We start from the raw sequence: 12,059 nt of genomic DNA on the forward strand, positions 1-12,059 counted from the left end.
GTAAGGAGCGTATCGCCGGGCACCGACAGTTTCGGGACCGCAACGCACCGGAGCGGCATGACCGACACCACCCGGACGGGAAGGGCGGGTTACCGGTACCCCACACCTGGGCATCTACGCTTCGACACATGGCGGTGACGGGTGAGCAGGGCCCGCCTCGACGAGGCGTGGCACCAGAGGGTGGGCTCCTGCTGTTCCGGGTCTCCGGGATCCCCGTGCTGCTGGCCCCTTCGTGGTGGATCGGCTCCCTGATCATCGTGGTGCTCTACACACCGCTGGTCGGCCGGATCCTGCCCGGCGTCACCACGTTGACCTCCTGGCTCCTGGCGGCCGCGTTCGCGGTCCTTCTCGGACTCTCGGTGCTCGCGCACGAACTCGGGCACTGCCTGGTCGCGCTGCGCCTCGGCATCCCGGTCCGGCGCCTGCGGCTGTTCCTGCTCGGCGGTCTCTCCGAGGTCGCCAGGACTCCCCGCCAGCCTCGGCAGGAGGGGCTTGTCGCCGCCGCCGGGCCGGTGGTTTCGTTGCTGCTCGGCGGATTCTGCGGTCTGCTGATGTTCGCGGTCCCGCCCGAAAGCGCCGCATGGCTGCTCATCGCCGAATGTGCCGTCGCGAACTTCGCCGTCGGGATCTTCAACCTCCTTCCCGGACTCCCGCTCGACGGCGGACGGCTGGTCCGCGCCGGGGTCTGGGCGGCCACGGGACGCCGCGAGAAGGGCACACGGGCCGCGGTCGTCGGTGGCGGTCTCGTCGCGGCGGGGCTGGTCGTCTGGGCGCTGTGGGGGCTGGCGGCGGGCAGCGAGGACCGTTGGCTCCGCCTCGGCGTCTGCGTCGTGACAGCGTGGTTCGTGATCCTCGGCGCGCGAAGCGAACTCGCCGCCGAAACACGCCGAGGCTGGCCGGAAGGCGTACGGCTCAGCGAACTGATCCGGCCCGTTCTCCAGCTTCCCGCGGAAAGCCCCGTTTCGGACGCGCTGGCCGCTTCGGCGGGCCGCGGGGTGGTCCTGGTGCGTGCCGACGGCGTCGCCGCCGGGCTGCTCGACGAGACGGCCGCCGCGCAGTTGGCCGGGACGTCGCCGCACGCGCCCGCGGAGATGGCCGCGGAGCCGATCCGCGCCGACACCGTGCTGCTCTCCTCGGAGTCGGGGGAGGAGATCGCCGAGCGGGTCAGGGAAACCGCCGCGTGGCAGTTCCTCGTCGTGGACGACGAGGGCAGGCCCGCGGGGGTGCTCCGGCGTGAAGACCTGCGCGCCGCGATGACCCGGAGCCGACCCCCGGCGTAGCGCGGCGAGGCCACCTGCGAGGATCGGTCGTCGATCAGTTTGCGGGTATGGAGGTTCAGTGTCGGTCCGAGGGCCGTTTCGTGTTGGTGACCGGGTTCAGCTGACCGACTCCAAGGGGCGGCACTACACCATGGTGCTGGCCGAGGGACAGCAGTATCACACGCACCGCGGCGCGCTGGCGCACGACGACGTGATCGGCGCGCAGGAGGGTTCCGTCGTCACTTCGGCGGGCGGCAGCCACTATCTGGCGCTGCGCCCGCTGCTGCCGGACTACGTGTTGTCGATGCCGCGCGGCGCGCAGGTGATCTACCCGAAGGACGCCGCGCAGATCGTGATGTGGGGCGACATCTTCCCGGGGGCGCGGGTGCTCGAAGCGGGCGCCGGCTCCGGTGCGCTGACCTGCTCGCTGCTGCGGGCGGTCGGCTCGGAAGGCACCGTGCAGTCCTACGAGATCCGGGACGACCACGCCGAACACGCCGAGCGGAACGTGGAGAAGTTCTTCGGCCACAAGCCGGACAACTGGTCGCTGACGGTCGCGGACCTGTCGACGCACACCGGCGAGGTCGACCGCGTCGTCCTCGACATGCTGGCGCCTTGGGACCAGCTGGAGACGGTCGCCGCGCATCTCGTGCCCGGCGGCGTGCTCACGGTTTATGTGGCGACGGTCACACAGCTTTCGCGGATCACGGAAGCCCTGCGGGATCAGCAGTGCTGGACCGAGCCGGAGTCGTGGGAGACGCTCATGCGGCCATGGCACGTCGTGAGTCTCGCGGTGCGGCCGGACCACCGGATGGTCGCGCACACCGCTTTCCTGCTGACCGCGCGCCGTCTGGCGGACGGGACCGTGTCACCGCGGGTCCACCGTCGCTCCGGCAAGGGCTAGCGGAAAGCAGCGGCACAAGTACCGAGGTGTCGGTACCGAACGGTCTCCCCAAGGGCGCCCCGCGCCCGACGGAGACTTCAGCGGTCGACAAAAATTACTGCACACACCATTTGCCGTCGCGCTTCTTCAGCGGGAACGGCGTGTCCTTCTGGCCGCCGGCACCTTCGACGTGAACGGTCACGGAGGCGGAGTCGCCGCTGACCGCCGGCGGGTCCGGGACGGTCGCGGTGACCTGCCCCGCGGCCGCCCATTTCCGTCCGAGCTCGGCCAGATCGGCCGAAGACTGCTGGACGCAGGTGAGCTTCCCGAACGCCGTCGCGTCGTGGTTGACGATGGCCGCGGCGATCGCCTTGCCGACGACTTCGACCGCCGCCACGTCCGGATCCACCGGCACCGGACGGGACGAACCCGGTCGTGGCTCGGGCGTGACACTGCTCGACGCGGCCGGGTCGGAGCCGGACGGGGCCACCAGAAGCAGCCCCACCACGACCCCGGCCACGACCGCGCCGCAAACCACCGCGACGGCGGTCAGCTTGTGGCTCACCGTCACGGGCAGGTCACTTCTTGTCGGCCTTGATGTCCTTGAGGCACCACAGATCCGATTCCTTGGCCGCGGTGATGGTGCCCTCCGCCGTCTTGGTGCCCTGGGTGGCGCGGTAGCGCCCGGTCGCCCGGTCACCGCTTTCCTTGGCGGGCTCGGTGATCTCGAGCTTGATCGGGTCGAGCGGCTTGCCCTCGTCCTTGGTGTTCTCGCTACGGCAGATCAGGTTGAGGAACGTCTGCTTGTCGCCCGCGCTGTAGGAACTCGCGGCGCTTTCGAAGACCTCCTGCGGCGTGGCCTTGCCGCCCGGCGCCGGACCGGAGCCCCTGGTCGACGACGTGCTCGGCGAGCTGGACCTGGTGCGCGTCGAACTCGGCTTCTGCGACGAGGACGGGGCCTCCGACGGGGCGGCGCTGCTGGAGGGCGGCGCGGCGGTCGGGTTGTCGTCACCGGAGTTCAGCGCGATGACCAGCGCGGTGACACCGCCACCGACCAGCACGACCGCGCCGATCGCGATGCCGACGATCAGGCCGGTCTTCTTTTTCTTGGGTGGTTCTCCGCCGCCGTAACCGCCTTCCTGCGGGTACGCGTTGAAGCCGCCCTGCTGCCCATACGGATCCGGCTGGCCGAACTGCTGCGTGCCACCGGGGTATCCCTGCTGGGGCTGAGGACCGCTCTGCGGGTAACCACCTTGCTGCTGGCCGTACGGGTCCTGTTGTCCGTACTGGCCGGCGCCGGGGTAGCCCTGTTGCGGCTGGGGGCCGCTCTGCGGGTACCCGCCCTGCTGGCCGTACGGATCCTGTCCGTAGCCGCCGGGCTGCTGCGGCGGGTAAGTCATGGGTGGTGCCCCCTAGCTGTTCTGCGAAAATGCTCAACATGACCTGCGGGTCCGCCTCCCCGGCGAACGTCGCCCGATGCTAGCCATCGAGCCGGATCGCCGCTCGATTAGGGCCGAACTGAGACCGGAAACCCGTTTGCACCCGGACGGAGCCGGGTATTCCGTCGCAGGTCAGGCCAGGTGGACGGATTGTGACCATGAGTGCGCCGGACCCGGCACCGGGATGGCCCCTTGCGCGTCGCGAAGGTACGTGCTGGCGGGTGGTCCGGAACGCGACGCGCCGATCTTGTGATGCGGAAAGGCCTTTTATTGTCGGTGATCGCCGGTACCGTGGAATGAAAAGCACTCCGAGGAGGTGCCCGATGCATCATGACCTTCCCGGAGGTCGGCGCGAGGAGGCCGACCCTTCAGAAACGACCGGAGCTGGAACCACGTCCGACGAGCAGGCACGCCAGATCCGCTTCCTCGAGGAGGAAGTCGCCCTGCTGCGCCGGAAGCTCACCGATTCCCCACGTCAGAACCGAGTGCTGGAGCAGCGACTCGCCGAGGCGTCGGAACGCGTGAGCCAACTCACGGAACGCAACACGAAACTGGTCGAGACGCTCCGCGAGGCGCGTGGCCAGTTGCTCGCGTTGCGGGAGGAGGTCGACAGGCTGGCCCAGCCTCCGAGCGGTTACGGCGTGTTCGTCACCGCGTACGAGGACAACACGGTGGACGTGTTCACCGCGGGCCGCAAGATGCGGGTTTCGGTCTCACCCGCGGTCGAGGTCTCGTCGCTGCAGCGCGGACAGGCGTTGCGGCTCAACGAGGCGCTCACCGTCGTCGAAGGCGGTGACTTCGAGCGGATCGGCGAGGTCTGCGCGCTGCGCGAGGTGCTGGCCCCGGACGTCGAGGGCGGCAGCCCCCGTGCGCTCGTGGTCGGGCACGCGGACGAGGAGCGGGTCGTCCTGCTCTCCGATCCGCTGGCCGAACAGCCCCTCAAGCCGGGCGATTCCCTGCTGGTGGACTCGAAGGCCGGTTACGCCTACGAGCGCGTGCCGAAGGCGGAGGTCGAGGATCTCGTGCTGGAGGAGGTGCCCGACGTCCGGTACGAGGACATCGGTGGCCTCACCCGGCAGATCGAGCAGATCCGCGACGCCGTCGAGCTTCCGTTCCTGCACGCCGATCTGTACCAGGAGTACCAGCTTCGCCCGCCGAAGGGCGTGCTGCTCTACGGGCCTCCTGGCTGCGGAAAGACCCTCATCGCCAAGGCGGTGGCCAACTCGCTCGCCAAGAAGGTCGCGGAAGCCCGCGGCGACTCGGCGGACGGGAAGTCCTACTTCCTGAACATCAAGGGTCCGGAACTGCTGAACAAGTTCGTCGGGGAGACCGAGCGGCATATCCGCCTGATCTTCCAGCGGGCTCGGGAAAAGGCCTCCGAAGGCACCCCGGTGATCGTGTTCTTCGACGAGATGGACTCGATCTTCCGCACCCGCGGTTCGGGCGTGTCCTCCGACGTGGAGACCACGATCGTCCCGCAGCTGCTTTCGGAGATCGACGGTGTCGAGGGCCTGGAGAACGTCATCGTCATCGGCGCCTCCAACCGTGAGGACATGATCGACCCGGCGATCCTGCGGCCGGGCCGGCTCGACGTCAAGATCAAGATCGAGCGTCCGGACGCCGAAGGCGCGAAGGACATTTTCTCCAAGTACCTGTCCGACGGTCTCCCGATCCACGCGGACGACCTCGCCGAGTTCGGCGGGGATGTGAAGGCGACCTTCGACGCGATGATCCAGCACACCGTCGAGCGGATGTACGAGGAGACGGACGAGAACCGGTTCCTCGAGGTCACCTACGCCAACGGTGACAAGGAAGTCCTCTACTTCCGTGACTTCAACTCGGGCGCGATGATCCAGAACATCGTGGACCGGGCGAAGAAGTCGGCCATCAAGTCGGTGCTGGAGACCAAGCAGCCCGGCCTGCGCGTGCAGCATCTGCTGGACGCGATCGTCGACGAGTTCGCGGAGAACGAGGACCTGCCCAACACCACCAACCCGGACGACTGGGCCCGGATCTCCGGCAAGAAGGGCGAGCGGATCGTCTACATCCGCACGCTCGTCACCGGCAAGAACCAGGATTCGGGGCGGGCGATAGACACCGCCACGAACACCGGTCAGTACCTGTAGTCCGAACCGAAGGGGCCCTTCACCGCACGTGTTGCGGTGAAGGGCTCCTTCGCGTCACACGGCTACGGCTTCCTGGACCTTCTTGCGCGGGCTCAGCCGCCCGTGCGCGGCCAGGATTCCCAGAACGACGAGCAGCGCGCCGACGGGCTGGTTCCACGCCAGGGGTTCGTCGAGCACGAGGACACCGAGCAGCACGCCGACAACGGGTGTGAGGTAGGTCACTGCCGACGCGTTCGACGCGCCCCACGCCGCGATGATCGACGCGTTCCAGGCATAGGCCAGCCCGGTGCCGAACGCCCCGAGCGCGATCATGCTGAGCACGATCGGCGTGTCGAGACGCACCGGCGTCGTCGCGATGAACGGCGCCAGCGCCAGCATCACGACGGCGCCGCAGCAGACCTGCCCGAGCGCGATGGTCGGCGCGTCGAGGTTCCGCCAGGAGATGAACCGTCGTACGTAGACGAACGAGATCCCATAGCACGTCGTCGCGCCCAGGCACGCCAGCTGCGCGGTCAGCTCGTGGGAGACGTCGATCCCTTGCCAGACCCCGACGATGGTGAGCACTCCCAGGAATCCGAGGATCAGTCCGGTCGTGCGGGCCTTCGTGAACCGTTCCGACGGCAGGGCCGCGGCGGCGATGAGCATGGTGATCAGCGGTGTCGTCGCGTTGAAGATGCTGGCGAGCCCGGAGGAGATGTACTGCTCGGCCCAGGAGAACAACAGGAACGGGATGACGCACAGCAGCACGGAGACTACCGCGAGATGGCCCCAGAGCGCCGGATCGCGGGGGAGTGGCTTACGGCGCCAGGCGGCGATGGCGATCAGCGCCACCGCGCCGAGGCAGACGCGGGAGAGCGCCACTTGGGCTGGTGAAAGGCCGGTGAGACCGACCTTGATGAACAGAAAACTCGCACCCCATACGATCGCGAGCGCCGCGAACCGGATCGCGATACTGAAACGTCCCAATTGTCCTTCTCCTGATTCCGCAAGTCCGCGCTCAGTGAATCCCGGCATCCCCCTTGCGCTCCAGCGGTTTTCGGACGATGTGGTCGACGCCTCCCGCGTGGCGCTCGGCCGAACCTGCCGTATAACGACCTATACTTCCGGGCTGTGAGCGAATCCTCCGGGCGCCCGCGCGCGCCGATCACCGAAGCCGATGTCCTGGCCTGGCTGGAAACGACGGCCGCCGCCGTCCGGTCGGGCGAGGTGAGCGCCCCCGAGCTGATCGAGCTGCTGGGCGAGTTGCGCCGCGCTTCCGCGGCTTGCGCGGACGCCTCCGACTGGGCACTGCTCGCCGCGAGGGAGGAGGGCGCCAGCCTCCGTCAGATCGCGCCGGTCTTCGGCAAGGGTTACGTTCGGGCTCCGGCGGCCCGCCTCGAAAAGCTTCACCGGCAGGCGCAGAATTCGAGCCAGTGGCTCGCGATCCTCCGCCACAAGAACGAAGGAGCCCGGTGACGGACACGGAAATCCCCGTCGGCGACCGGATCGCCGTCGGGCTGGCGGCGCTCGGCAGGCCCGCGTACATCAACCTCGGCCGGGCAGAGGCGCTGCCGCCAGGACGTGCGTTCGAGGCGATGCGCGCGGCGACCTACGACGTGCTGGACGACGCGTACGGCGCGGGCGTCCGGTGGATCGACGTCGCCCGTTCGTATGGCTCTTCGGAGGAGTTCCTGGCCGGATGGCTCGCCGACCGCGGGCATACGGACGTGACGGTGTCGAGCAAATGGGGCTACCGCTACGTGGGGGAGTGGAAGCTCGACGCGGAGGTGCACGAGGTCAAGGAGCACACCGCGGCGCGGTTCGCCGAACAGTGGGCGGAAACCGTCGACCTGCTGGGGAAGGCGGTCTCGCTCTACCAGGTCCACTCGCTCACTGTGGACAGTCCGCTGTTCACCGACGACCGGCTGATCGGCGCGCTCGCCGAACTGGCGGCCGGCGGTGTCCCAGTGGGGTTCTCCACGTCCGGGCCCGCCCAGGCGGACGCAGTGCGGCGGGCGTTCGAGCTGGAGGTGGCCGGAACCCCGGTCTTCAGCGCCGTGCAGTCGACGTGGAACCTGCTCGAACCCTCGGTCGGTCCGGCGCTCGCGGAAGCGCACGCCGCCGGGAAACGGGTGCTGGTCAAGGAAACCGTCGCGAACGGAAGGCTGGTGGTCGAGCCGCCGTCGCCGCTCGCGCGGATCGCGCGGGAGCACGGGACGGGTCCGGACGCGGTGGCCATCGCGGCGGTGCTCGCGCAGGACTGGCGGCCCGTCGCGGTCATCGGCCCGTCGAGTACGGCCCAGCTGCGGGAGAATCTCGTTGCCACGAAGGCGAAGCCGACCGCTGACGAACTCGCGGAACTCGCGACGCTCGCCGAGGAGCCGTCCGCTTACTGGCGGCACAGGTCCTGCCTCGGCTGGCACTGAAGGGCTGGACTAGTCTCGCGGCAAACGTCAGGCGGGACATCGGGGAGGACTCGAGAGTGCGTCATCGGCAGGTGCTCGCGGTGGCGACGGTCGCGCTGTTCGGTCTGTCGGGATGCGCCGACCGTCCCAACGACCTCGACACCTACTACGACGACCCGACACCGACGCCGACGGTCGAGCCCGCGCAGCCTTCGGTCAAGCCGCAGGCCAACCCGGTTCCGCCGCCGACGACCCAGACTCCGGTCCCCGCGGCCGTCTCCGCCGCGTTGCTGACCGACGAGGACGTCGCCGAGGAAGAGGTCGTTCCCGGCGGGAGCAAGGTGTCCGGCTGTCTGACCGGTCTCACCCGCGGCACGAGCCGTTCGGCGGCGTGGTCGTATCCGAGCGGCTCGACGCTGGAACATCAGGTCACCGAGTACGCCGACCGTGACGCCTCGGACGTCGTCACCCAGGCGGACTGCGAAGGCAAGAAGGTCACGCTGACGAAGCAGACCGGCATCGAGGTCCAGCGCGCCTGGTGCGAGGGCACGACGTGCACGGTGTTGCTCGCCAAGGGGAAGCTCGTCTCCGCCCTCAGCGTGACCGCCGGAACCGAAGCACGGGCGACGGACGCGGCGAAGCGGTTGTTGCCGATCGTCGCGCAGCGCCTCCGTTCGGCTTAAGCGTTCTCCCGCCGGAACCACTCCAGCGCACCGAGACGGCCGTCCGGCACGAAAGCGCTCGAAGGATCGTCGAGCCACGAACGCAATTCGCCGAGCGTCAGCCACCGTCCTTCGACCACTTCGGACGGCTGATGGACGAACGGGCCGTCCCACCTCGCCTCGAAGGCGAAGTTGTGGCAGCGGATCGTGCCCTGGTCGTAGACGTGGGTGAAAAGCGGCCGCAGTTCCACAGCGTGAACACCCAGTTCTTCGGCCAGTTCCCGGCGCGCGCACTCCTCGGGGGTCTCGCCCGCCGCGACGACGCCGCCCGCCCAGCAGTCCCATGTGGAGGGATAGACGTCCTTGGTGGCCGTACGGAGATGCACGTAGACGCGCTCTCCGTCACTCGAACGGACCAACACCACGCCCGCCGCGTGCCAGAGTCCTTCGGCGCGGACCCGGGAGCGCGGGGCCGCTCCCACCGTCGTTCCGCCGAGGTCATAGAGCGCAACGAGTTCGTCACTGCCTGACATGGGGGGCATCGTCGCACGCCCCCGACCCCGTAGGGTGGTGGGTATGCGGCGGATCATGGGAACCGAAGTCGAGTACGGCATCGCGGTGCCGGGCGACGCGACGGCGAACCCGGTACTCACCTCGACCCAGGTCGTGCTGGCCTACGCGGCCGCGGCGGACATCCCGCGGGCGAGGCGGGCACGGTGGGACTACGAGGTGGAATCGCCCCTGCGCGACGCCCGCGGGTTCGACCTGACCGGCCCGAGCGGCCCAGGGCACGACCCGGACGTCGAGGACCTCGGCGCGGCGAACGTGATCCTGACCAACGGGGCGCGGCTGTACGTCGACCACGCTCACCCGGAGTACTCGGCGCCCGAGGTGACGAACGCGCGCGACGCGGTCATCTGGGACAAGGCGGGCGAACGGGTCATGGAGGAGGCGGCGCGCAAGGCGGCCACCGTCCCCGGGCAGCCCCCGCTGCAGCTGTACAAGAACAACGTCGACGGCAAGGGCGCGAGCTACGGCACGCACGAGAACTACCTGATGCAGCGGTCGACCCCGTTCACCGCGGTGATCGGGGGGCTGACGCCGTTCTTCGTCTCCCGTCAGGTGATCACGGGTTCCGGCCGGGTCGGTGTCGGGCAGCAGAGTGAGGAAGCGGGCTTCCAGCTTTCGCAGCGGTCCGACTACATCGAGGTCGAGGTCGGCCTGGAGACGACGCTCAAGCGCGGCATCATCAACACCCGCGACGAGCCGCACGCCGACGCGGACAAGTACCGCCGTCTCCACGTCATCATCGGTGACGCGAACCTGGCCGAGTACTCGACGTATCTCAAGGTCGGCACGACGGCGCTGGTGCTGGACCTGATCGAGGCGGGTATCCGGTTCGACGACCTGAAACTGGACGAGCCGGTGCGGGCCGTGCACCAGATCAGCCACGACCCCACGCTGAAGGCGAAGGTGTCGCTGGCCAACGGGCGCAAGTACACCGGGCTGGACCTCCAGTTCGCCTACCACGAGATCGCGTCGGCGAACCTGGAGCGCACCGGCGCGGACGAGGCCTCCAAGGAGGTCCTGCGGGTCTGGGGCGAGATCCTCGACGCGCTGGCACGGGACCCCCAGGAATGCGCGGACAGGCTGGACTGGCCGGCGAAGCTGCGGTTGCTCGAGGGCTACCGCGCGCGGGACCAGCTGGCCTGGGGCGCGCCGCGGTTGCGGCTGGTCGACCTGCAGTACTCGGATGTCCGGCTGGACAAGGGCCTGTACAACAGGCTCGTCACCAGGGGTTCGATGAAACGCCTGGTGACCGAGGAGGAGGTGCTGGAGGCGGTCACGACCCCGCCTTCGGACACCAGGGCCTATTTCCGGGGCCGCACGCTGGAGAAGTACGCCAACTCCATCGCCGCGGCGTCGTGGGATTCGGTCATCTTCGACGTCGGCAGGGAATCGCTGGTGCGGATCCCGACGTTGGAGCCGTTGCGGGGCACGAAGGCCCACGTGGGGAAGTTGCTGGACGACTCCGCGACCGCCGAGGAGCTGGTGGAGGCGCTCACCGGTTCGGACTAGCGGGATTTCCTTTCATCGGGGTTAAGCGATCACGGATCCCACGGAATGTCGGGACCGCTGGGTAGGCTAGGAAACATCGGCCACACCGGGAGGCGAGATGGCTCAGGAAAAGATCGAAAAGCACGGCGGAGGCGACTCGGACGAAGAGTTCGAGGACGGCGGTCCGGCGGGCCAGGAGCGGCGCGAGAAGCTCGGTGAGGACGTCGACACGATCCTCGACGAGATCGACGACGTGCTCGAGGAGAACGCCGAGGACTTCGTCCGCGCGTACGTGCAAAAGGGCGGCGAGTAGCTCGTTTCCCGGCGGCCCCTGGCCGGGGCCGCCTGTGCGGAGCCGGCGGATCACACAGATTGGAACTTTGAGCACGTATGGAACACACCTCGGGTAAGTCGGCGCTGCCCGCCGCGTACTTCTCGTCGGCGACCTCGTCGTTCTCGGACTTCCTTCGGGCGCAGGCGCCCGAGCTGCTCCCGGAGCGGCGGGTCGCGACGGGTGCGGGCGGGCTGGACGCGCCGCACGGCACGACGATCGTCGCGGTCAAGTTCGCGGGCGGGGTGCTGATCGCCGGTGACCGGCGGGCGACGTCGGGCAACCTGATCGCTTCACGCGACATGGAGAAGGTCCACGTCACCGACGAGTACTCGGCGGTGGGCATCGCGGGCTCGGCCGGGCTGGCGATCGAGATGGTGCGGCTGTACGCGGTCGAACTGGCGCACTACGAGAAGATCGAGGGTGTTTCGCTCTCGCTCGACGGCAAGACGAACAAGCTCGCGGGGCTGGTGAAGTCGAACCTCGAGATGGCGATGGCCGGGCTGGCCGTGCTGCCGCTGTTCGTCGGGTACGACCTCGACGCCGAGGACGCGAAGCACGCGGGCCGCATCGTCTCGTACGACGCGACGGGCGGGCGCTACGAGGAGAACGCCGGCTACCACGCCATCGGCTCGGGTTCGCTGTTCGCCAAGGGCTCGCTGAAGAAGCTGTACGACCCCGACGCGGACGCCGAAGGCGCGATCCGGACGGCCGTGGAGGCGTTGTACGACGCGGCGGACGACGACACCGCGACCGGCGGGCCGGATCTGGTGCGCCGGATCTTCCCGACGATCGTGACGGTCACCGCGGAACAGGGTGCGGTGGCGTTGCCGCTCGAGCAGACGACCGCGGTGGCCGAGGCGGTCGTGGCCGGACGAGCCGAGCGCGGGCGCTAGCCCTCCTCCCTGTTCCCTTTC

13 protein-coding genes are annotated in these 12,059 nt (G+C 68.9%); 9 read left to right on the forward strand and 4 right to left on the reverse strand.

The window, feature by feature from the left end:
- Positions 1 to 128: 128 nt before the first annotated feature.
- Both ACIBTM_RS20870 and ACIBTM_RS20875 read left to right on the forward strand, forming a co-directional pair.
- The gene (locus tag ACIBTM_RS20870) at positions 129 to 1,280 is read left to right on the forward strand and encodes a M50 family metallopeptidase (protein ID WP_395878704.1); all 1,152 of its coding nucleotides are present in this window, start codon (positions 129 to 131) and stop codon (positions 1,278 to 1,280) included.
- A 58-nt stretch (positions 1,281 to 1,338) separates the two neighbouring features.
- Entirely contained in the window at positions 1,339 to 2,163 is an 825-nt protein-coding gene (locus ACIBTM_RS20875) for a tRNA (adenine-N1)-methyltransferase (protein WP_007035384.1), read from the forward strand.
- Between the two features lie 94 nt (positions 2,164 to 2,257).
- Here the strand turns inward: ACIBTM_RS20875 and ACIBTM_RS20880 are convergent, their stop codons facing one another.
- Both ACIBTM_RS20880 and ACIBTM_RS20885 read right to left on the reverse strand, forming a co-directional pair.
- Positions 2,258 to 2,713: a hypothetical protein gene (locus ACIBTM_RS20880; RefSeq protein ID WP_395878705.1), complete on the reverse strand. Its 456-nt coding sequence runs from the start codon at positions 2,711 to 2,713 to the stop codon at positions 2,258 to 2,260.
- Positions 2,714 to 2,720: 7 nt separating this feature from the next.
- A complete protein-coding gene (locus tag ACIBTM_RS20885) occupies positions 2,721 to 3,542 on the reverse strand; it encodes a hypothetical protein (protein WP_395878706.1) in 822 nt (273 codons plus the stop codon).
- Between the two features lie 362 nt (positions 3,543 to 3,904).
- Here ACIBTM_RS20885 and arc point away from each other — a divergent pair, with 362 nt between their 5' ends.
- Positions 3,905 to 5,707 carry a proteasome ATPase gene (gene arc / locus ACIBTM_RS20890; protein WP_037337492.1) on the forward strand — a complete coding sequence of 601 codons (1,803 nt, stop codon included), beginning with the start codon at positions 3,905 to 3,907 and terminating at the stop codon, positions 5,705 to 5,707.
- 54 nt (positions 5,708 to 5,761) lie between these two features.
- Here arc and ACIBTM_RS20895 read toward each other — a convergent pair whose 3' ends face one another.
- Positions 5,762 to 6,673, reverse strand: a complete 912-nt coding sequence (locus tag ACIBTM_RS20895) for a DMT family transporter (protein ID WP_395878707.1) — start codon at positions 6,671 to 6,673, stop codon at positions 5,762 to 5,764.
- 144 nt (positions 6,674 to 6,817) lie between these two features.
- On the opposite strand from ACIBTM_RS20895, the gene ACIBTM_RS20900 reads away from it, so the two are divergent.
- Genes ACIBTM_RS20900 through ACIBTM_RS20910 form a run of 3 tightly spaced genes read left to right on the forward strand, consistent with a single transcriptional unit; the run spans position 6,818 to position 8,774 of the window.
- Positions 6,818 to 7,162, forward strand: coding sequence for a hypothetical protein (locus ACIBTM_RS20900; protein ID WP_395878708.1), 345 nt, complete (start codon positions 6,818 to 6,820; stop codon positions 7,160 to 7,162).
- Complete coding sequence (locus tag ACIBTM_RS20905) at positions 7,159 to 8,112, forward strand: aldo/keto reductase (RefSeq protein WP_395878709.1); 954 nt, start codon at positions 7,159 to 7,161, stop codon at positions 8,110 to 8,112. The genes ACIBTM_RS20900 and ACIBTM_RS20905 overlap by 4 nt, the downstream gene beginning before the upstream one ends.
- A 56-nt stretch (positions 8,113 to 8,168) precedes the next feature.
- Complete coding sequence (locus tag ACIBTM_RS20910) at positions 8,169 to 8,774, forward strand: hypothetical protein (RefSeq protein ID WP_395878710.1); 606 nt, start codon at positions 8,169 to 8,171, stop codon at positions 8,772 to 8,774.
- Here the strand turns inward: ACIBTM_RS20910 and ACIBTM_RS20915 are convergent.
- Positions 8,771 to 9,286: an NUDIX hydrolase gene (locus tag ACIBTM_RS20915; protein WP_395878711.1), complete on the reverse strand. Its 516-nt coding sequence runs from the start codon at positions 9,284 to 9,286 to the stop codon at positions 8,771 to 8,773. The genes ACIBTM_RS20910 and ACIBTM_RS20915 overlap by 4 nt on opposite strands.
- Before the next feature lie 43 nt (positions 9,287 to 9,329).
- Here ACIBTM_RS20915 and dop point away from each other — a divergent pair, with 43 nt between their 5' ends.
- From dop to prcB, 3 genes are all read left to right on the forward strand, one after another.
- Positions 9,330 to 10,832, forward strand: coding sequence for a depupylase/deamidase Dop (dop, locus tag ACIBTM_RS20920; RefSeq protein ID WP_016334163.1), 1,503 nt, complete (start codon positions 9,330 to 9,332; stop codon positions 10,830 to 10,832).
- A gap of 97 nt (positions 10,833 to 10,929) precedes the next feature.
- Positions 10,930 to 11,124: a ubiquitin-like protein Pup gene (locus ACIBTM_RS20925; RefSeq protein ID WP_037319666.1), complete on the forward strand. Its 195-nt coding sequence runs from the start codon at positions 10,930 to 10,932 to the stop codon at positions 11,122 to 11,124.
- A 77-nt stretch (positions 11,125 to 11,201) separates the two neighbouring features.
- Entirely contained in the window at positions 11,202 to 12,038 is an 837-nt protein-coding gene (gene prcB, locus ACIBTM_RS20930; protein WP_063272938.1) for a proteasome subunit beta, read from the forward strand.
- Positions 12,039 to 12,059: the final 21 nt, after the last annotated feature.

The organism is Amycolatopsis sp. NPDC049868 (genome assembly GCF_044461365.1).
In the GTDB taxonomy this organism is placed as follows: Bacteria; Actinomycetota; Actinomycetes; order Mycobacteriales; family Pseudonocardiaceae; genus Amycolatopsis.